The 19,816-nt window shown below is 66.3% G+C and carries 19 protein-coding genes and 1 other RNA gene; 8 read left to right on the top strand and 12 right to left on the bottom strand.

Going from position 1 to position 19,816, the window contains the following annotated elements; translation table 11 throughout:
* The 4 genes from ssrS to KBY85_RS09630 all read right to left on the bottom strand — a co-directional run bounded on the left by ssrS (position 1) and on the right by KBY85_RS09630 (position 3,371).
* A non-coding RNA gene (gene ssrS, locus KBY85_RS09645) (6S RNA) lies at positions 1 to 182 on the bottom strand.
* A gap of 15 nt (positions 183 to 197) precedes the next feature.
* Positions 198 to 1,370, bottom strand: a complete 1,173-nt coding sequence (locus tag KBY85_RS09640) for a 5-(carboxyamino)imidazole ribonucleotide synthase (RefSeq protein ID WP_254961286.1) — start codon at positions 1,368 to 1,370, stop codon at positions 198 to 200.
* 51 nt (positions 1,371 to 1,421) lie between these two features.
* On the bottom strand, positions 1,422 to 2,417 hold the full coding sequence (locus tag KBY85_RS09635) for a hypothetical protein (RefSeq protein WP_254961285.1): 996 nt from the start codon (positions 2,415 to 2,417) through the stop codon (positions 1,422 to 1,424).
* A gap of 63 nt (positions 2,418 to 2,480) precedes the next feature.
* A complete protein-coding gene (locus KBY85_RS09630; RefSeq protein ID WP_254961284.1) occupies positions 2,481 to 3,371 on the bottom strand; it encodes a carbohydrate ABC transporter permease in 891 nt (296 codons plus the stop codon).
* A 37-nt stretch (positions 3,372 to 3,408) separates the two neighbouring features.
* On the opposite strand from KBY85_RS09630, the gene aroB reads away from it, so the two are divergent.
* Positions 3,409 to 4,512: a 3-dehydroquinate synthase gene (gene aroB / locus KBY85_RS09625; protein ID WP_254961283.1), complete on the top strand. Its 1,104-nt coding sequence runs from the start codon at positions 3,409 to 3,411 to the stop codon at positions 4,510 to 4,512.
* Here aroB and KBY85_RS09620 read toward each other — a convergent pair.
* The 4 genes from KBY85_RS09620 to KBY85_RS09605 form a co-directional block, all read right to left on the bottom strand.
* Entirely contained in the window at positions 4,509 to 5,819 is a 1,311-nt protein-coding gene (locus KBY85_RS09620; RefSeq protein ID WP_254961281.1) for a Rieske 2Fe-2S domain-containing protein, read from the bottom strand. The two genes, aroB and KBY85_RS09620, sit on opposite strands and share 4 nt — an antisense overlap.
* Positions 5,820 to 5,883: 64 nt before the next feature.
* Positions 5,884 to 6,696, bottom strand: a complete 813-nt coding sequence (locus KBY85_RS09615; protein ID WP_254930771.1) for an ABC transporter permease — start codon at positions 6,694 to 6,696, stop codon at positions 5,884 to 5,886.
* The gene (locus KBY85_RS09610; RefSeq protein WP_254930774.1) at positions 6,693 to 7,427 is read right to left on the bottom strand and encodes an ABC-2 family transporter protein; all 735 of its coding nucleotides are present in this window, start codon (positions 7,425 to 7,427) and stop codon (positions 6,693 to 6,695) included. Before KBY85_RS09610 ends, KBY85_RS09615 begins: the two co-directional genes overlap by 4 nt.
* Before the next feature lie 50 nt (positions 7,428 to 7,477).
* Positions 7,478 to 8,470, bottom strand: coding sequence for an ATP-binding cassette domain-containing protein (locus tag KBY85_RS09605; protein ID WP_254961323.1), 993 nt, complete (start codon positions 8,468 to 8,470; stop codon positions 7,478 to 7,480).
* A 95-nt stretch (positions 8,471 to 8,565) separates the two neighbouring features.
* Between KBY85_RS09605 and KBY85_RS09600 the strand changes: the two genes are divergently transcribed.
* From KBY85_RS09600 to KBY85_RS09590, 3 genes are read left to right on the top strand one after another with little or no spacing between them, the layout of a single operon-like run.
* Entirely contained in the window at positions 8,566 to 9,261 is a 696-nt protein-coding gene (locus KBY85_RS09600) for a DUF4079 domain-containing protein (RefSeq protein ID WP_254961280.1), read from the top strand.
* The gene (locus tag KBY85_RS09595; protein WP_254961279.1) at positions 9,261 to 11,216 is read left to right on the top strand and encodes a glycosyltransferase; all 1,956 of its coding nucleotides are present in this window, start codon (positions 9,261 to 9,263) and stop codon (positions 11,214 to 11,216) included. The genes KBY85_RS09600 and KBY85_RS09595 overlap by 1 nt, the downstream gene beginning before the upstream one ends.
* Positions 11,213 to 11,911 carry an SDR family oxidoreductase gene (locus KBY85_RS09590; protein ID WP_254930768.1) on the top strand — a complete coding sequence of 233 codons (699 nt, stop codon included), beginning with the start codon at positions 11,213 to 11,215 and terminating at the stop codon, positions 11,909 to 11,911. Before KBY85_RS09595 ends, KBY85_RS09590 begins: the two co-directional genes overlap by 4 nt.
* On the opposite strand, the gene KBY85_RS09585 is transcribed toward KBY85_RS09590, so the two are convergent.
* Positions 11,871 to 13,049 carry an SAM-dependent methyltransferase gene (locus KBY85_RS09585; protein ID WP_254961278.1) on the bottom strand — a complete coding sequence of 393 codons (1,179 nt, stop codon included), beginning with the start codon at positions 13,047 to 13,049 and terminating at the stop codon, positions 11,871 to 11,873. The two genes, KBY85_RS09590 and KBY85_RS09585, sit on opposite strands and share 41 nt — an antisense overlap.
* 47 nt (positions 13,050 to 13,096) lie before the next feature.
* Here KBY85_RS09585 and KBY85_RS09580 point away from each other — a divergent pair, with 47 nt between their 5' ends.
* The gene (locus tag KBY85_RS09580) at positions 13,097 to 13,918 is read left to right on the top strand and encodes a TPM domain-containing protein (protein WP_254930766.1); all 822 of its coding nucleotides are present in this window, start codon (positions 13,097 to 13,099) and stop codon (positions 13,916 to 13,918) included.
* A gap of 5 nt (positions 13,919 to 13,923) precedes the next feature.
* Here KBY85_RS09580 and KBY85_RS09575 read toward each other — a convergent pair whose 3' ends face one another.
* The 3 genes from KBY85_RS09575 to KBY85_RS09565 all read right to left on the bottom strand — a co-directional run bounded on the left by KBY85_RS09575 (position 13,924) and on the right by KBY85_RS09565 (position 16,893).
* A complete protein-coding gene (locus KBY85_RS09575) occupies positions 13,924 to 14,709 on the bottom strand; it encodes a glycoside hydrolase family 104 protein (protein ID WP_254961276.1) in 786 nt (261 codons plus the stop codon).
* A gap of 202 nt (positions 14,710 to 14,911) precedes the next feature.
* Positions 14,912 to 15,985, bottom strand: coding sequence for a hypothetical protein (locus KBY85_RS09570; RefSeq protein WP_254930764.1), 1,074 nt, complete (start codon positions 15,983 to 15,985; stop codon positions 14,912 to 14,914).
* Positions 15,979 to 16,893, bottom strand: coding sequence for a TIGR04168 family protein (locus KBY85_RS09565; RefSeq protein WP_254961275.1), 915 nt, complete (start codon positions 16,891 to 16,893; stop codon positions 15,979 to 15,981). Before KBY85_RS09565 ends, KBY85_RS09570 begins: the two co-directional genes overlap by 7 nt.
* A 47-nt stretch (positions 16,894 to 16,940) precedes the next feature.
* On the opposite strand from KBY85_RS09565, the gene nadA reads away from it, so the two are divergent.
* The 3 genes from nadA to KBY85_RS09550 all read left to right on the top strand — a co-directional run.
* Positions 16,941 to 17,894, top strand: a complete 954-nt coding sequence (nadA, locus tag KBY85_RS09560) for a quinolinate synthase NadA (RefSeq protein ID WP_254961274.1) — start codon at positions 16,941 to 16,943, stop codon at positions 17,892 to 17,894.
* Positions 17,895 to 17,959: 65 nt separating this feature from the next.
* On the top strand, positions 17,960 to 18,916 hold the full coding sequence (locus KBY85_RS09555; protein ID WP_254930761.1) for an aldo/keto reductase: 957 nt from the start codon (positions 17,960 to 17,962) through the stop codon (positions 18,914 to 18,916).
* 12 nt (positions 18,917 to 18,928) lie between these two features.
* Positions 18,929 to 19,816, top strand: an 888-nt coding sequence (locus tag KBY85_RS09550) for a ligase-associated DNA damage response exonuclease (RefSeq protein WP_254961273.1), incomplete at its 3' end; no start/stop codon positions are given.

Raw genomic sequence — 19,816 nt, 5'->3', positions numbered from 1 at the left:
GGGTGGACCGCCGTGCCGTTTTGCCCCAGTGTTCGACCTGGTGGAACCAGAAGAGGGTCAAGGACGGGGCGCCGTTTCCGGCTACGAGGCCGGTTTACGTTGCTTCCGCTGCAGACCCCCATGTCGAAAAGGGAGTCAGATCAGAAAACTGTAAAAGGCAGTCACCAACAAGGCAGTCCTCTGGAAGTGTAGGCCGATTACGGGTTTTGCGGGGGCAGGGGCCAGATGGATCTGACCCGCTCTAAAAGCTGCTCCGCCTGGCCAGCCCGTTCCCCAGCTGTGACCCCGTGCAGCAGCAGGGTGACATGACCAAGCTTGCGTCCTGGGCTGGAGCCCTCCTTGCCGTACCAGTGCACCGTGGCCTCCGGTATGCCAGCTAGATCATCCCGCTGAGCCTGGTAGTCGGCTTCCGAACTTTCAAAGCCCAACAGATTCACCATCAGTGCCCCCGGCACCTGGAACTCGACAGACCCCATCGGCAGGCCAGCAACGATCCTCACCTGCTGCTCGAACTGGCTGGTATGGGCTGCCTCGATCGTGAAATGGCCGGAATTGTGGGTGCGGGGGGCGATTTCATTAACCTGCAGACCGCTCGGCCCATAAAAAAGCTCAATGGAGATCACGCCCACGTAATTGATTGCCGTGAGCAGGGAAGCGGCGATATTGCGGGCATAGGCCTGCACCGCATGGGGCACTGAGGCCGGCGCCAGCACCCAGTCGCATACCTGCTGGTGCTGGTGGGTCTGCACCAAGGGATAACAGCGCACGTTGCCAGCCCGGTCGCGGCAGGCGAGCTGGGAGAGCTCCTGCTCAAAGTTGACAAACTCCTCAAGAATCCAGTCGCCTAGGGGCACCCTTGCCAGCAGGGCCGTGAGATCTTCAGGGCTGCGCAACACGGCTGTCCCCTTGCCGTCGTAGCCGCCGGTGGAGGCCTTGGCCATCACTGGGTAGTTGAAGCCTTCAGGCAACAGGCCACTGGTGGGCAGATCGCACCAGCACGGGCATGGCAACCCCTGATCCTGCAGCAACTGCCGCTGGCCCCGCTTACTGACTAGGGGAGCGAGGGCCTCCAGACTTGGCAGAAAGACGACTCCGTCAAAACTGAGCGGCGCCAGGGCCGGCAGGTCTACCCATTCGTTTTCAAAGGTGATCGCGCCACTGCGGCGCGCCAGCTCCCGGGTGGCCGCCACATCGTCGAGTTCAGCCAGCACCACACTGCTGGCAAGGGCAGTGGCTGGATCCTGAGCCACTGGTGTCAAAACATGCAGGGGCACATTGAGCTTGCGGGCAGCGGCGGCAAGCATCAAGGCCAATTGGCCGCCACCAACTACACCGATAGCAACTGCAGCGCTAGCAACTGGCTCAGTCACAGGGTTGGCACCAGCCACGGATCTTGGAACTCGCAGCTTGCAGCGTATGAATCAGGACGCCCCGTTGAACTCGTACCAGGCCACAAGCAGCTGATAGGCAGCATTGCGGCGGACCCAAAGACTGGAGTCACCACCCTGATCTGGATGCCAATCGACCACTTTACGGCGCCAGGTAGTGCGCACGTCCTGCCAACCACTGCCTGGTAGTACTCCCAGCTCTTCGCAAGCCTCTCGGTAGCAACTCAGGAAGGCATCGGAACCGGTAGCGGCTGTTGGGGCGGCAGCCACAAAAGCTGGGGCGCCCTGCTCCAAACGGTCCACCACTTCCTGGGCCTCCTGGTCGCCGCGAAGTCGGTCTAGAGCCGCCTGGGCTTGGCTTGCCTCGCTGCGTAGCTGGGCCAGCTGCTGCTCCTGACTGGCAATCAACCCATCGAGCTGACGCCGAACCGCTGCCAATTGATCATTGAAGCCACCGGCGAAGGCATCCAGGTTGCCCTCCACCAACTGGACGGCCGCCAAAGCACCGCTGGTGTCGGCTGTTTGGGTAACCAGATCGCGGCGCAGGTTGGCCTCTAATTGAACGTGAGCCTGCTGGGCGGCAGAGAGCTCAGCCTGCAAAGCCCTAATTTTTGCGCCCGCCTGGGCTGCGGTTCGGTCCTGTTCGCCCTGGAGCGACTCCAACGCTGCCAGTGCCGCCGCCGCCTCGGCGCGAGCCTGGGCCAGCTGCTGGCTAGCTCCCTCATCAACCCTGGATAGGGCGGCCTGGGCCGACTGGGTGGTGCGCTGCGACTGCTCCAGCGCCCGTCCCCGGGCGCCAGCCCCAGCCTTAGGGGAGCGCAACAACACCACGCCAAAAGCTGAAAACACCAGTGGCGAAACCAGCACCCTGTAGGTGTCGTTGCTGAACTCCTGGTTTCCCTCGCGGGCGGCCTGCTGGCCCCGCATCAGGATCAGTAGAAACAGCACCACGCCCATCCCTAGGCTAAACAGGCCCACCATCTGGCGCTCGCTGAGGCTGGAGCGGGGTTTGCCACCGGAGGAAGTCATGGCCTTCATCTCAGGCGGCTGAACCCTAGGCAGGCTTCCGGGACTGGTCTAGTAACAGGCTCTTCAAGTGAGGCCGCGATCACCGGCGAAGAGATAGCGCACCAAACTCAGCATCAACACGATTAAAAACAGTGCCAAACCAATCGTGCAGGCGTAGCTGATCTCCAGCTCAGCAAAAGCCTGGTCGTAGACGTAGTAAACGAGGGTGCGGGTCGAATCGGCAGGGCCACCTTGAGTCATTAAATACACCTCTTCGAACACCTTGGTGGCCGCAATTGCGGAAATAACCGCCACCAGGGTGATGTAGGGCCGCAGCAGCGGCAGGGTGATGTCTAGGTGCTTGCGCAAGCCCTCACTGCCATCGAGGGCCGCCGCCTCGTAGAGATCGGGGGAGATGCCCTGGAGCCCGGCCAGAAAGATCACCATGTAGTAGCCGAGGCCCTTCCAGAGGGTCACGAGCATCACCGACGGCAGGGCCAGCAGCGGCGAGGTGAGGAAACCGATGGGATCGAAGCGGCTGCCCAACAGGGCGGTGAGCCAGCCGTTTATCAGGCCGTTTTCGGCATAGATCCAGCGAAAGGCAATGGCCGCCACCACGATCGACACCAGCACCGGGGTGTACAGAGCACCGCGAAACCAGTGGATCCCAGGCAACTGGCGGTTGACCAGCACGGCCAGGGCCAGGGCGCCGACCACGATTGGGGGCACCACTCCCAGCAAATACAAAAGGGTGGTGCCGGTGACCCGGAAAAACATCGGGTCGGCCAGCAGGCGCCGGATATTTGCCAGGCCAACGAAGCGCAGCGGCTCGCTGACATCGAGGCCGGCCTGGCTGAAGCTCATCACCAAGGCCATCGCTGCCGGAATCAGCACCGACAGGCCGATCAGCACCAGGGCAGGCGTCAAAAAGCCCCAGGCTGTGGCGGTGCGCTTGCGGAGATTGGCCTCGCTCATGCAAGGCAAAGTACCTGGGCTGGAGGATGATCGCCCTATGGATCTGCAAACGATCAGGGTGGAGCTGCAGGCTTCCCCTTACCCGGTGATCATCGGCTCGGCAGCCTTGCTGAGTCTGGGCGACCAGATTCGGGGCCTGGGATTTAAAGCCGGCACCAAGGTGCTGCTGGTGACCAACGCTGTGGTGGAAGCCCATTACGGCGCCACTGCCCTGCAAAGCCTCAGCGCGGCTGGCCTCGATGCCAGCACCCTCGTGATCGAGGCGGGAGAAGATCAGAAAACCCCAGCCACCGTGGGCCTGATCCATGACGCAGCCTTTGCCCGCCGGCTGGAGCGGGGCTCGCTGATCGTTGCCCTTGGCGGTGGCGTAGTTGGCGACATGGCGGGATTTGCGGCAGCCACCTGGCTGCGAGGCATTGCCGTGGTTCAGGTGCCCACCACCCTGCTGGCGATGGTGGATGCGGCGATCGGCGGCAAGACCGGCGTCAATCACCCCGGCGGCAAAAACCTGATCGGCGCTTTTCACCAGCCGCGCCTGGTGCTGATCGACCCCAGCAGCCTTGGCACCCTGCCGGAGCGCGAATTTCGAGCTGGCATGGCCGAGGTGATCAAATACGGCGTGATCGGCGACTCCGAGCTGCTGGCCGAGCTAGAGGCGAGCGGCCCCCAGCTAGCCAGCTTGAACACATTGTCAGCCGAGCTGCTGCAGCGAATTCTGGTGCGCTCCGCCGCCGCCAAGGCGAAGGTGGTGGCCGCCGACGAACACGAAGGGGGCCTGCGGGCGATCCTCAACTACGGCCACACCCTGGGCCACGTGGTGGAGACCCTCTGCGGCTATGGCACCTACCTCCATGGCGAAGCCGTTGGCTTGGGCATGCTGGCGGCTGGCGAAATCTCCCTGGCCATGGGCCTGTGGAGCGCTAGCGACCAGGCCCGCCAGCGAACCGTGATCGCCGCCGCAGGTCTGCCGCTGGCCTGGCCAGCCCTCGACCCCGACGCCGTGCTGGCCTGCCTGCAGGGCGACAAGAAGGTGAGGGAGGGTCAGGTGCGCTTCGTGCTGCCCACAGGCATCGGCAGGGTTGAGATCCGCAGCGACGTCAGCGAAGCAACCATCCGCAGCGCGCTCGCCAGCTGCGCCTAAAGGGCGTTGCGGGGTGGGTGGCCGTCGCCGCGCAATAGCTGGCGCTCCCAGCGGTTTAGCTGCCGCAGTAGCAGGGCGCTGCCGCCAAGCAGCACCAGCAGGGTCAACCGCGCCGGCAGCCCGGGCAGCCAGGCCGCCACTAGCAGCTCCACCCCCAGGGCCACCAGCACTAGCGGCCGCCAGCGGCGTATCTGCCGCAGAGCACCGGAGCAGGCACGGCAGTGCCGGGTGTGGCTGTCGTAGCGATCCATCAGGGCTACCCGACCCAGCCGGGGCGGCAGGGCGGAGCCTGGGCATGGCTGGCCAGCAACATCTTTGACCCATCTATGCAACGCCCGCACGTAGATGTCGGCGCTGGTGGGCAGAAAGCTCGCCTGGCTTTGAACCCGTTCCTGCCAGTGCAGAAACACCTGGTCGTCTTCGAGCACCGTGTGGTTACCGATGTGCTGCAACCACACCGGCCGAGCCCGCAGCAGGAGCCTGGGCAACAGCGAGCGGAACTGAAACGGAAAGCGGGCAAACAAGCGGCATTCCCCAGCCCGGATCGGCGTGGCATACACAACCGTGAGAAAGCGGGCAAATCCCTTCGCCGTGAGGTCGTGCCACATCAGGCCCGGCGCCTGAAAGGTGGTGAACTGGCTGCCCAGGCGCCCCCGGCGCGGGCCCTCGGGCCAAGTGGCGGTGAACCCCTCCGGCCCGAAGCTTGTGAGCTCGGCCACCACCGGAGCAGCGTTCTGGCGCTTACCCACCGTGCGGTGGTGGGTGAAGGGCACATGGCTCACATCGAGCACGTTCTCCAGCAGGGTGAGGGCATCCATCGGCAGGTCGCGGAAGGTGTCCTGCACCAGCCAGCCGGGTTCCTCGAGCACGGGCACCAGCGGCAGGGGCACCGCCACAGCCGCGGCATGGTCGCCGGCGAACACAAACAGCAGCCCCTGGGCGCTGGCTGTGGCGTAGCGGCGGCAGGAGCTGCGGGGGTTGGCGTCGATTGCGACTTCGGCCTGGGGGATCGCGGTGCAGCTGCCTTGGGCGTTGAAACTCCAACCGTGATATGGGCACTCCAGCTCACCCCTTTCGTTGAGGCGGCCTTCGCTCAAGGGCACGAGCCGGTGGGGGCAGACGTCGGCAAAGGCGCACCACTGCTGGCCAGCAGCGTCCCACCACAGCACCAGATCCATCTCCAGCAGGGTGAAGGCCGTGGGGCGGCGAGGGTCGAGGTCCTGCAGATAGGCCACCGGATACCAACGCTGCAACCAGTGCTCCTCCCTGATGCTGGAGGTGGGATTGGCAGGAGCGGGGATCACCATGGGGTGCGGCAGCAACTGGGGAGAGCCGGTGGATCGATGATGGCGCGCTGACCCGCAGCTCCGCTCAACTAGAAGCAGAGGTGTAGAAGCGCTGGGCGTAGCGCCACAGCAGGCGACTGCCAGCCAGGCAAAGCCCGGCGGCCAGCAAAGAACCGAAAGCCCAGATGGCCGAACCCCGCCCCAGCAGCGCCTCGGCGGGCACGGTGGTGAGGAAGGCCACCGGCAGCACAAAGGTGAACAGCAACCGCAGCGCCGGCGGATAGGCACTCACTGGGTAGCGACCCGCCACCAGGGTGTAGCGCAACACCTCGGTGGCATTCCACACCTTCACAAACCAGATGCTGAGGGCAGCCAACACAAACCAGAGGCTGTAAAGAATCACCAGGGCTGCAAGCAGCAGCGCCAGGGAGAGCAGCACGGGCCCTGCCGCCGGCAGGCCGGATGGAGCCCCAGGACCCTTGTTCAGCAGGGCCCAGGCGATCAAGCCAAGGCCAGCCAATATTCCTGGCAACCCCCAGGGCGACACGGTGCGGGCCGACAGCCAGAACTGGCTATCAATCGGCTTGAGCAGCACGTAGTCGAGGGTGCCGGTCTGCACGTGGTTAACGATGCGGCTGAGATTGGGCTGCAACACGCAGGTGGTGAACCCATCCAGCACGGTGTAGAGGCCCAGCACCACCAAAGCGCCGCTCCAACTCCAGCCCCCCAGCTGGGGCCCGCCACCAAACAGCAGTTGCAGCACAAAGACGCTGCCTGCCAGGTTGCCCAGCACCGACAGCAACTCGATCCAGGCATTGAGCGGGTATTCGAGTTCGGCCGCCAGGGAGGTGCCCCAGAAGCGGCGCAGGCTGCGCCAGTAGCGCGCAAACTCCCTCACGCGCCCATCGCCGAGTAGCGGCGCAGGCCCGCCCGCCACAGCCAGTGGCCGATCGGCAGCAGCAGCAGGCACCAGGCGGCGATCGCCCCAAAACCCAAAGCCACATTCACCGGTTCGCCGGCCAGCAGCCGGGCGGGGAAGTCGACCATCCAGGGGAAGGGCGTGGCCAGGGCCAGCCGCCGCACCGCTGGAGGAAAGGTGTCAAGGGGTGCAACTATGCCCGATAAAAACAGATAAGGAATCATCAACAGCCGGTCGAGGGCCGCTGCCCGCTCACTCCAAAAACAGAGGGTGGTAACGAGCACCTGCAGCAGAAAGCGCAGCAGAAAGGCCGCCACAATCGCCAGGATTCCCAGCAGCAAAGCCCCCGCTGACGGCAGCCACAGCAAGCCGGGCGCCGCCAGCCCCACCACCAGCACCATCACGGCCACAAACGGGATTCGCGACGCCTGTTCACTAAAATGGGCCGCCAGGTATCGCCAGAGCGGCGAAAGCGGCTGCAGCAGGAAGGGCGACAGGCGGCCCTGCAGGGCGTCGTCTTCGAACACCTGAATCAGCCAAACCACCGTGAACTGGCGCACCACAAAGGCAGCAAGAAAGTAGTGGCTGAGCTGCTGGGGTGAGAGGCCAGCCGCCGCCGCCGCGCCCGAGCCGCTCCAGACGCCGAGCATGATCAAGGGCAACACCCCAGATAGGGCCCAGAGGGCGATCTCGGCCCGGTATTCGAGCATCAGCGCGTACTGACTGCCCAGCAGCGCCCGCGCCACCCGCCATGCCCAGCTCACTGGGAAGCCCCGGAGTTTGAATCACGCTGGCGGAACAAACCGCCGATCAGCTCCTCCACCGGCGGATCACTCACCTCCAGATCCACCACCGCAAAGCGCTCCAGCAGCGCCGCCACCTTCTCTGCGAGCTGGGCCCGCGGCACCAGCAGCCGCACCAGGTGGCCCTGATGGGCCTCGAGCTGGCCGAAACCGGCAAAGGCATCCGGTGGGTGGAGGTCGGCAAGCTCCAGCCGCACCTGGCGGCAGGGGGCCAACCGCTGGGTGAGATCGGCCAGGGAACCGTCGTGGAAGAGCTGGCCTTGGTGGATCAGCAGCACCCGCGGGCAGAGGGCGGTGATGTCACCCATGTAATGGCTGGTGAGCAGCACGGTGGCGCCGGTGCGGCGGTTGTAGTCGGCGAGGAAATCCCGCACCCGCGCCTGGGCATTCACATCCAGACCCAGGGTGGGCTCATCGAGAAACAACACCGCCGGCTCGTGCAGCAGGGCCGCCAGCAGTTCGGCCTTCATCCGCTGGCCCAGGGAAAGCTTGCGCATCGGTCGCCGCAGCTCCTGGCCCAGCTCCAGCATCTCGGCGAGTTGGCCAATACGCCGCTGGGCCTCCGCCTCCGCAATGCCATAGACAGCGGCATTAACCCGCAGCGAATCGAGGGCGGGCAGGTCCCAGATCAGCTGCTGGCGGTTGCCCATCACCAGGGTGATCTGGCGCAAGAAGCGGGCCTGACGCCGAAATGGCTGGTGACCTGCCACCTCCAGCTCGCCGCCGCTGGGGTGGATCAGGCCGGTGAGCATCTTCAAGGTTGTGGTCTTACCGGCGCCATTGGGGCCCAGGAAGCCAACGATCTCCCCCGGCTCGATCGTGAAGCTGATTCCATTCACCGCCAGCACATCGCGATGGCGTCGCCGCAGCAGATGTTGGATTGTGCCGGCCAGGCCAGGCTGCTTCTCGCTGATTCGGTAGGTCTTGCTCAACCCGCTGGCGCGAATGATTGGCCCTGCCACAACGTTTTGCAATCCAGCGCACCGTAGGCAGCCAGCTGGGCTAATTAGGGTTTAGGCACCGCACACCTACAGCCTCCAAGACGATGAGCAGCGTTGACTGGCTCTGGCTGCTCCATCCCGCCCTGGCGGTAGCCCTGGTTTTTCCGCTGCTGGGCGCTGTCTTGCAGCTGGCCCTCCAGACCCGCCGGCGCCGCCTCAGCCTGGGCAAGGCGCCGGCAAGCTCCGGCAGCGAACACACCGCCCTGGGGCGCTGGCTCACCAGCTCGGTGGTGGCCATCCAGTTGATTGCCTACGCGGTGGTGATCCTCACCCAGAAGCCCAGCCAGCTCGACGCCATGCGCAGCTCCCTGCTGCTGCTCGTGCTGGCTGGCAGCGTGCTGGCCCTGGTAGCTCTGTGGCGGGTGCGGCAAGCCAGCTACCGGGCCAGCTTTGCCCTGCTCTGCTGGATAGGGGTGATCGGCCTGGGCATGCAACCTGAAATCTGGCGGCTCAGCGACAACCCCCTCGATCCAGCCTTCTGGCAATCCCATTTCTGGGGCGGTATGGGGCTCACCGGCTTGCTGCTCTTCTCCCTAGCGGCCCGTCCGGAGATCCAGCGCCAACTGCGCTGGCGGCGCCTGCACCTAAGTGCCAACGCCCTGGCGGCCCTGATCTTTCTGGACCAGGGGATCACGGGACCTAGGGACCTGCTGGAAATTCCCTTGAGCTGGCAAAAGGCCACCATCTGGAGCTGTGACTTCAGCTTGCGCGTCTGCCCACCCCCGGCTCCACCCGGCTGATGGCCCTGCCCTGGGCCGTACTGCTGTTGGCCCTGCTGGCTGGTCGCTACGTCTTTTGGCGCTGCACAGCCACCCTCAACCTCGATAGCCCCCTGGCTGCAGCGCTGAGCCTGCTGCTGCTGGCAGCCGAGCTCTGGCTGCTGGCCCACGGCTTCCTGCAGCTGCTGTTCACCCTGGCACCGGCCCAAAGACAAGCCCCGGCTAGCGCAGACCCCAAGCAGGCCGCCAGCTTGCCCTGGGTGGATGTGCTGGTGCCGAGCTACGGCGAGCCGATCGAGGTGGTGGAGCGCTGCCTGCGCGGCTGCCGCGCCCTCAACTACGGCCGCTTCCGCCTCTGGCTACTCGACGATTCCGGCAGGCCGGAGCTGGCGGAGCTGTGCAAGGGCTTGGGCTGTCACTACCGCAGCCGCGAGCGGCGGGAGCATGCCAAGGCCGGCAACCTCAACCATGTACTGCCGGAGCTGCAGGGCGAGCTGATCGCCGTATTCGACGCGGACGTTGTGCCGGTGCGGGGCTTCCTGGAGCGAACGGTTGGGCTATTTGATAGCCCCGAGGTGGGCCTGGTGCAGACACCCCAGACCTATATGAATGCCGATCCGGTGATCCGCAACCTGGCTCTGGAGCGTTGGTTGTTACCGGATGAGGAGAGCTTCTACCGCTGGATTGAGCCGGTGCGCCAACGGCTCCGGGCGGTGGTGTGTGCGGGGACGTCGTTTGTGGTGCGCCGCTCCGCCCTGCTGGCGGTGGGTGGCTTCGAGACGGGCACCCCCTCGGAAGACCTAGCCACCGGCATTCGGCTCACAGCCGCCGGCTGGCGTTTGCTATTCGTGCCGGAGAAGCTCAGCGCTGGCCTGGCGCCCCTCACCGCCGCCGCCTTTGCCCGCCAACGCTGCCGCTGGGCCAGCGGCACCCTGCAGACCCTGCGCACCGGTGCCAACCCCCTGCTGATCAAGGGCCTTAATCCGATCCAGCGGCTTGCCTTTCTCGAGGGAATCCTGCACTGGCTCAACGCGCTGCCCCAGCTGCTGCTGCTGCTGATGCCCCTTAGCCTGGGGGTGCTGGGCATCGCGCCGCTGCGCGTCAGCGGTGCCGGACTGCTGCAGATGGCCCTGCCCCTCTACGGCGCCCAGCTTGTGCTGGCTCGCTGGCTTACGGCCCACAGCCGCACCGCACTCACCAGCGAGCTCTACCGCCTGGTGGTGCTGCTGCCGCTGGTGGGAGCGGTGCTGGGCACCCTGCTGGGCAGGCCCCTACCCTTCCGGGTCACACCCAAGGCCCTGGCCAGCGGCCGCCAAACCAACCCCGAACCGCGTCTGCTGTTGCCCCTGCTGGCCCTGCTCAGCCTGCAGCTGGTGGCCTTGCTGAATCTGCTCCCCATCGCCAGCGGTATCCGGCTAGACCTATTGCCCGAGAGCAAGGCCACCCTGGCCCTCGGGGTGGGCTGGGCCCTAGTGAATGTGCTGCTGCTGCTGGCCGCCCTGCGCTGCTGCTGGGATCGGCCCCGCAGCGATGCCGTGCCCTGGCTGGCCTGGCGAGAGTCGGTGCAGCTAGCTGGCCAGCCCGCCCAACTGGTGGCCTTAAGCGAAGCGGGCCTCGAGCTTGAATTGGAGCAGGCATCGCCGCAGCCGGGGCAAGCACTCGAACTCACCACCAGCGACGGCCGTCGCTGGCTCCTGAGAATCGAGGCCTGCCGCGGCAGGCGCCTGGGCTGCAGCTGGGCACCGATTTCAAACGAGCTTGCGGAGGAGCGCCAAGAGTGGCTGCAACAACGGCTATACCGCCGCGATGGCCAGTGGCCGACGCGGCGGGCGCCAGCCGAACCGCTTGCCCTGGCTGTGATCCTGAGCCGGCTGCTGCGGCCGCTAGCAGCTGAAACCTGGCTGATGCGCAGCCTGCTGCCAGCTAATCCCCCAAACGAGCAACATGGAGCTGTGGTGGCGGAGATGCAGCGATGAGCCTGGTGGCAGTGACGGGAGCATCCGGAAAAACCGGCTGGCGTGTGGTGGATGAAGCCTTGAAGCGGGGCCTGGCGGTGCGGGCGATCGTGCGGCCCGGCTCGGTGCTGCCAGCGGCCCTGGCTGAAGCAGAGCAGCAAGGGCGGCTCGATGTGCGGCGCCTGGATCTCAGTGCCACCGAGGCCTTGCATGCCGCCCTGAGCGGCTGTGACTCCCTGGTGATCGCCACTGGCGCCCGGCCATCAGTGGATCTGGCCGGCCCCCTCAAGGTGGATGCCTTCGGGGTGCGCGATCAGATCCGCGCCTGTCAGGCGGTGGGCATGAAGCGGGTGGTGCTGGTGAGTTCGCTCTGCGCCGGTCGCTGGCAGCACCCCCTAAACCTGTTTGGCTTGATCCTGGTGTGGAAACGCCTAGGCGAGCGCTGGCTTGAAGAAAGCGGACTCGACTGGACCGTGGTGCGCCCCGGCGGCCTCAGCGAGGACGACAGCCGCAGCGAAAGGGAGGGGGTGGTTTATTCCGGCCCCAACCAGCAGGAGAGCAGCAGCCTGCCCCGCCGCCTGGTGGCCCGGGTGTGCCTAGAGGCCCTGGAAACCCCGGCCGCCAGCGGGCGGATCATCGAAATCACCAGCAGTCCCACCCAGCAGCCCCAAGCCCTCAACCAATGGCTGGAGGCAGCGATCCCGGCTCCCGGCTGAAGCGGGGCAGCACTGGGGCCACACCCCGGCCGTAGGCCAGCCAGCGGAAATCTCCCAGAGCCACGGGGTCTACCAGCCGCAGCAGGGCCTCGCGCCGGGCCAGCACGGTGGCCAGGGCAGCCGGGGCCTCCTGCTGCAGCCCGTGCAGCCGCTCGGCCAAGCCCAGAGCGAGCAGGGCCTGGCCCTGGCGGCACTGGCCCAGGGGCAGCCAGCCGCTGGAGGAGGCGGCGGCATCGACGCTCTCAACACACAAATGGGCTGTGAGATCCCAGGCGCCTGGCTCCAGCAGCGGATCGCCGCTGGCCTGCTGGCCCCGGTATGCCATCAAGGTGCCGCCAGAGCGCTGGGGGGCGTAGTAGCGCCAGGCCTCTAAGGCGTAGTCGATCACCAGCAGCTGGCCCTCGGCCACGGCTGCGGCGCATTCAGCCAGCCAGGGGGCCAGGCCCGGGTGCAGCTCGCTGCACCAGCCGGAAGGGCGCTGGGGCGCTGGGGGCAGGAGTCCGAGGGGCTCGAGTTGGGCGGCCGCTGCCGGCTCCAGGGGCTCGCCGGGCTCCAGCCGCAGCGAGAGCTCCGCCCCAGGGCCCTCGTGCAGCGCCACCACTTGCTGGCGCCAGAGAGCCCCGTCCCACTCGATCCGCTCCACCGCCAGGGCATCGAGCACCTCATGGGCGAGCACCACGCCGCGCAGCGGTGATGCCGCCAGCTCGGCGAAGCTGGCCCAGCGACAGGGCAAGGGGCAGTCCTGCAGCAGGGCTCGCTGACGGGCCGCCATGCCCTCGTTGGGCTCCACCAGCACGAGCTCCAGGCGCTGGGCCAGCTGGGGCCAACCAGCCACCAGGGCCTGGGCCAATTGCAGGGCCAAGCTGCCCTCCCCTGGCCCTGCCTCGACCAGGGCCAGGGGCCCGGGACCGGCCGCCAGGGCAGTGAGCCACTCGGCCAGCTGGGGTGCCAGCAGGGCCGCGAAATCAGGGCCGAGGGAGGGGGCGGTGGCGAAATCCCCCGCCGGGCCGATGCGCAGCCGGCCAGCCCCATAGGCGCCGTGCAACGGATCGTGCAACACCCATTCCATGTAGGTGCGGAAAGGGACCGCTGCGCCGACGGCCTCGAGGCGCTGCAGCAGCCAGGGGGGCAAGCTCACGTTCAGACGCCTGCTCAGGGAGAATGTATCTTCGCTGAGGCTGGTGAATGGGTCGCGCTTGGAACGCCGTGCTGCCTGCGCTGGTGTCGCTGTTGCTGGTGTTGGCCTGCTGGCTGGGTGTGGGTATCGCTCCGGCCCAGGCCTACGACAACCCCGACCTCCTACCGGACCACCCCACCCCGGTGATCGACCTGGCCAAGGCCCTCACCGATGGTCAGCGCATCAGCCTGGAAGAAAATCTCACCCGCTTCGAGGCCGATACCGGCTGGAAACTGCGGGTGCTCACCCAGTACGACCGCACCCCAGGCCAGGCGGTGAAGGACTTCTGGAACCTGGACGAACGCAGCCTGCTGCTGGTGGCCGATGAGCGCGGCGGCAACCTGCTCAACTTCAACGTCGGCGATGCCTTATTCGCCCTGATGCCCCGCACCTACTGGGTGGAGCTGCAGACCCGCTTCGGCAACCAGTACTACGTGCGCGACAACGGCCAGGACGCCGCCATTGTCGATGCCCTAGCAGCGGTGGAAATGTGTTTGGAGCGGGGTGGTTGCCAGGTGGTGCCGGGCCTGCCACGCGAGCAGTGGCTGCTCACCCTCTCCACTTCCATGCTCGGCGGCCTGGTGGCGGGCTTCGCTTCCTACCCGCGCAAAGAGGGTCGCAAGGTGGAGTGGGCCTGGGTGCTGCTGCTCTCACCTTTGTGGCTGATCCTGTTTGGCGCACTAGGCCTGGGCCCGATCCTGACCCGCACCAACGACCTGCTGCCGGTTGCCCGCAACACCCTGGCCTTCCTCGGCGCAGCTCTTGGCGCTTACCTAATCGCCGGAGCCACCGTAGGTAAGGCCAGGCTCAAGGATGCCGATCAGGGTTAGAAGCTTCAGCCGGGGTTTTGGCTGCGGCTGCGCGGTCCCAGCTTTTCAAGCCCCTCGAGCTGACAGCGCAAGGAGCCCGCAGGCGCACAGGCGGGCTTGATTTCAGCCCTGGCTATGGACTGGGGCTGCTGATCGCGCAGACGGCTGAGGTTGTCGTCGTAGAAGCGCTTGAGGTCGTGGAAGCGCTTCACCGGCTGGCCGTAGAAGCTGCGGCCAGCGAGGGTGGGAAAGCTGGCCCACTCGGGGGCCAATTTGGCAGCCAGCAAGGGCGAGAACACGCCTTGATCAGCCAGGGCCAGGGCACCACGACGCTGAATTAGGTAGACGGCGCCCTGGTCTTGGACCTGGGGGCCAAAGGCCTCGATTCCCAAGGAGCGCGTAACCATGGTCCAGGTGAAGGGCATGAACTGGTAAGCACCCGCCGCGGCACTGGCATAGCGGGCAGTGCGAACCACCCGGTCGGGATGGCGCTCCAGGGAGGGCATCAGGCCGCCACCAAACATGATCCGGTAGCCGATGTCGTCGCCATCGGCCCAGGTGCCTTCGGCGTAGCGAATGGTGTTGAGCAGGGCGCGGCGCTCAGCCGTGATCGCGAAGATCCGCACCGGTGGTGGGGGCAGGGGCAGGGCCAGAGCCGTGGGGAAGCTGGGCTGAGTGGGCCCGGATGCTTGGAGCAGCTCGGATGCTTGGAGCAGCTCAGATGCCTGGGCTACCGGAGCAGTCAGGGAAAGGGTGCCCAGGCCTACGGCCAAGGCAAGGGCGGATCGAAAACAGGTGCTGGGCAAGGTCATACCGGAGCGGATCAAACGGCAGACCGCCTGCAGGCGGCCAAATCTGAAATGCGAAGAAAAGATTTGTTTGTGCCAATTTGCCTATCAATCCACCCAGACAGGATGGAGTTAGTGCCAATCACATAAGTGTCTACCGGTGTCAACAACTACAGCAAACAGTTCAGATCACTGTGACCCAGGTAAATTGCGCCTGAATTTTTGACTAAAACGAACGGCCCGCTACAAAAGCTGCCAGCGCCTCGGCCGCCTGGACCGCGCCATCGCTAGCCAGTGGCTCACCATTGGGGGGCTGCAAGGGCTGGTCGAGCTGCCAATCCCCCTGGCGGGCCTGCTCCTGGCTGAGCAGCCGGTGCCAGCCGTGGCGCAGCAAAGCCGCCTCCAGCACGGGCGCTTCGGCAAAACCCTCGCGATGCACCAAATGCACCCCCACGCCGGCGCTCAAGGCCTCGCAAAAGGAGCTATACCCGGGCTTGGTGATTAGGCGGGCGCAGTACCCCAAAACCTCCAGCGGTCTCACCCCAGCAGGCAGCAGGCGGCAGTTGGCAGCTGAGGCCAGGCGGGGATCCGGGCTAATAAACACGTGATCGGGCCAGAGCTGCAGCAACTCCGGATCCAGGTCGTAGCCCAGCCCCCCAAAACTCACCAGCACGCAACGATCACGCTCTTCCGGCAACTGCAGCTGGCGGGCCAGGCTGCCTGGCTCAAGCCGGGGGCTGCCGGCGGTGAGCCCAATCGCCAGCTCGGGGATGCCCCAGTCGATCGGCATCGCCAGGGGACAGCGCAGCAACAGGTCGCCCTGGCGGTAGGCCGCCAGGCAAAGGTCGGCCCAGGGGCTGAAAGCGGCACCCATCGCCCCGTAGATAGCCTCCCAGCCAAAGCTGGCCAGCCAGATCAGAGGCGCCCCGAGGCCTCGAGCCAAGGCCGCCGCCGCTGGGGGCACGTCTGCAAGCACAAGCAGCGGCATCGCTTGGGCCGCCAGCCAGGCCTGCTCAGCCGCCAGCTGGGCGGGCAGCTCAGCTTCCAGGGCCGATAGGGCGGCCAGGGTTGCCCCAGCGTCCGCTCCAAGGGCATCGGCCTGCACCACGCCCACGTCCCAACGACAGGGGCGGTGTTCAAAGGGCACGGGCCCCAGGGCAGAGCGCAGAAAGGCCTCAGGTAGGGCCGTGGACAACACCAAGCGCCAGTGGGGCCGCAGCCCATGCAGGGCTGTTAAAACGGAAGCGGTGCGGGAGCCATGGCCAAAACCATGGGCACTGACGCAGGCATAAATCAGCACGGCGCCAGTTCGGGAGCTGGGTTGGGGGCCGGGTTAGGGGCCGGGTTGGGAGCAGTCCAGAGGCGCTCTTCGTAGAGCAGCTCACCACCCAGGCCAAACCAGCGATGGCTGGCACTCACGACCTCCTGGCCCACCAGCTCCACCCAGCTGAAGTGCCGCAGGGCCTGGCCGGCGCCATCGGTGCCATGGCGGGGAACGCAGGCGGTGTTGAGGTAGGAGGTACCGGCCCGGTCGCGGCAGAAGCTTTGGCGATCCCCCTGGCCGCGCCTAAGGGCGTGGTGCATATGCCCAAACACCACCAACGGCACCGGGCGATTGAGGCGGATCTGGCGGATGGCCAGGGCTAGGTCGAGATCACCCCAGTCGCAGGCGGGTGGCTTCCAGTCGCGGCCGCAGGGGGAGGTGGCATCGCTGCCGAGTCCGCAGGGTCCGCTATGGCTCAGCAACACCAGGGGCCAGTCGGTGGGTGCGGTGGCGGCGGCGGCCGTGATCCGATCGGCCGACTCCTGCAAGCTCACCGGACCGAAGGCAGCCAGCGCCGCCCGAGAAAGCTTGAAGCCACCGCCGGCGGTTGCCGGCCGCCCCCCCACCACCGCCAGATCCGGCGGGCTCAGGGCTCGCATTTTCCAGCCGCAGTGAACCTCTCCCAGCAGGTCGATCTGGTGCTGCAGCGTGCGCCCAGAAGCGTCCTTGCCGGTGTCGTGGTTGCCAAGGATGCAGGCCACTGGCATGGGCAGTTGGCGCAGCAGGGCCGGAATTCGCTGCTGACCATCGCTTAGGTCGCCCACGACGAGCAGTGCATCGGGGGCCAGGCAGTCCAGCAGCGCATGGTCGCTGTGGTCCCATTCACCATGCAGATCTCCGGCGATGGCAATGCGGAGCGTTTTACCCCCGCCGGATACCGCCATCACTGCTGCCTAGGCTCATGCCATCCTGCATCAGCTGAGGCCCCCGGTTGGTTTTCACCGCCACCAATAACCACGCACCGCAAGATCTGCCCGCCGCTATCAGCGCCCTGAAGCAGGAGCGCAAGGCCGTGATCCTGGCGCACTATTACCAAGACGAAGCCGTTCAGGACATCGCCGACTTCATCGGCGACTCGCTAGAGCTCTCGCGCAAGGCCGCCGCCACCGACGCCGAGGTGATCGTGTTCTGCGGCGTTCACTTCATGGCGGAGACCGCCAAGATCCTCAGCCCGGACAAAACCGTGCTGCTGCCAGATCTGGAGGCCGGCTGCTCGTTGGCGGATGCCTGCCCGGCAGAGGAGTTTGCCGCCTTCCGCGCCGAGCATCCAGACCACATCGCCGTGAGCTACATCAACTGCTCGGCGGCAGTGAAAGCCCTCAGCGACCTGATCTGCACCAGCAGTAACGCGGTGGATCTGGTGAAGCAGCTGCCAGCCGACCGGCCGATCCTGTTTGCCCCCGACCAAAACCTGGGCCGCTGGGTACAGCGCCAGAGCGGCCGCCAGCTCACCCTCTGGCCAGGCAGCTGCATCGTGCATGAGACCTTCAGCGAACAAGCCCTGCTGCAGCTGAAGCTCGAGCACCCAGCGGCTGAGGTGCTGGCCCATCCCGAGTGCCAGCAACACCTGCTGGACCTGGCCGACTTCATCGGCTCCACCAGCGCCCTTTTGCGTCAAGCAGAGCAGAGCCCCGCCACCAGCTTCATCGTGCTCACCGAGCCGGGGATCTTGCACCAGATGCGGCTGAAGCTGCCCCAAAAGACCTTTTTCGAGGTGCCCGGCGCCGACGGCTGCAGCTGCAACGCCTGCCCCTACATGCGGCTCAACACCCTGGAAAAGGTGTGGCAGTGCCTCGATCGAATGGAACCAGAAATCTTGATGGATGAGGCGCTGCGGCTAAGGGCCCTGGCACCGATCGAAAAAATGTTGGACATGAGCCGCTGAGCCGCCGCCAGGGCAGATACCTAAACAGAGAGTTCGCCTTAGGCAAGGCTCCCTAAGGTGCCCCCATGCGCACTGTCACCTTCGCCAATAGCGACTCCATGCCCCTGCTGGGGCTTGGCACCTGGAAATCGGCTCCGGGTGAAGTGGGGGCCGCGGTGCGAGAGGCCATCCGGCTGGGCTACCGCCACATCGACTGTGCCAGCGTTTACGGCAACGAGCCAGAGGTGGGCGAGGCGATCCGCGGCGCCATCGATGCCGGCGAGGTGAAGCGGGAGGAGCTATGGATCACCTCCAAGCTCTGGTGCAATGCCCATGGACGGGACAACGTCGCAGCGGCGCTGCGCCACACCCTCACTGATCTCGGCCTGGCGTGGCTGGATCTCTATTTGATCCACTGGCCTGTGCCGATCAAGCAAGGCGTGGCCTTTCCCACCAGCGGCGATGACCTGCTGCCACCGGCGCAGGTGCCGCTCGAATCCACCTGGGAGGGAATGGAAGCGGCCCTGGAGGCGGGCCTCACGCGCCATATCGGCGTGAGCAATTTCTCCAGCCGCAAGCTCCACGATCTACTCGCCCACTGCCGGATCCGGCCGGAGGTGAATCAGGTGGAACGGCACCCCCTACTGCAACAGCCAGCCCTGGTGGCTGACTGCGCAGCCGAGGGCGTTCACCTCACCGCCTACTCGCCGCTCGGCTCCCAGGACCGGCCCGCCGCCCTCAAGGGCGCCGATGAACCGGTGCTGCTGGAAAACCCATTGATCGGCGCGATCGCCGCGGAACATGGCTGCAGCCCCGCCCAGGTGCTGATCGCCTGGCAGCTGCAGAGCGGCATCTCCACCATTCCCAAATCGGTGCGCCCGGCGCGGCTGCTGGAAAACCTGGCGGCAGCGGAGATCACACTCACACCGGCCGATCTCGAGCGGATCGCCTCGCTGGATCAGCACCTCCGCCTGGTGGATGGATCGTTCTGGCTGCTGGAGGGCGGCCCCTGGTCGCTGCAGACCCTTTGGGACGAAACCTGAGAACCTCTTCCCATGCCCCTCCCCACCGGCAGCCTGCTGGAGCACACCCCCCAGGGGCTCTATTGCCGGGCGGCGGCGGCCTGGATAGACCCCGTGGGGCCGGTGCCCCGGGCCCTGATCACCCACGCCCACGCCGACCACGCCCGGCCCGGCTGCGGCGAATATTGGGCGGTGGGCGCCAGCGAAGCGATCCTGCGGCAACGCCTGGGGGCCACGATCAACCTGATCCCGGTCGACTACGGCGCCGCCCATCGCATTGGGGAGGCCCGGGTGTCGTTTCACAGCGCCGGGCATGTGCTGGGCAGCGCCCAGATCCGACTCGAGGCGGGCGGTGAAAGCTGGCTGGTGAGCGGCGATTACAAGCGCTGCGCCGACCCCAGCTGCTCCCCGTTTGAGCCGGTGCAGGCAAACGTATTTATTACTGAAGCCACCTTCGGCCTGCCGATTTACCGCTGGCAGAGCGGCGCCGAGGTGGCAGGCGAGATCCTGAGCTGGTGGCAGGCGGCGCCGGAGCGCCCTTCGATCCTGTTTGCCTATGCGTTCGGCAAGGCCCAGAGGCTGCTGGCGGAGCTAGCCGCCATCGGCGTCAAAGACGAGATCCTGCTGCACGGCGCCGTGGAAGCGCTGATGCCGGCCTACCGGGAGGCGGGGGTGCGGCTGCCGCCCACCCTGGCGGTGAGCGCAATCGCTAAGGGGGAATCGCTGGCGGGCCGCCTTGTGATCGCGCCGCCGTCGGCCCACCGCTCGGTGTGGATGAAGCGCTTCAAGTTGCCGCAAACGGCGTTCGTGAGCGGCTGGATGGCGGTGCGTGGCGCTCGCCGCCGCCGCGGCTATGAGCGCGGCTTCGTGATGAGCGACCACGCCGACTGGCCCGGCCTGATCCAGAGCGTGCAGCAGAGC

Origin of the sequence: Cyanobium sp. BA5m-10, assembly GCF_024346255.1 — a bacterium.
GTDB lineage: Bacteria > Cyanobacteriota > Cyanobacteriia > PCC-6307 > Cyanobiaceae > Cyanobium_A > Cyanobium_A usitatum.
This window is presented reverse-complemented; position numbering and strand designations above follow the sequence as displayed.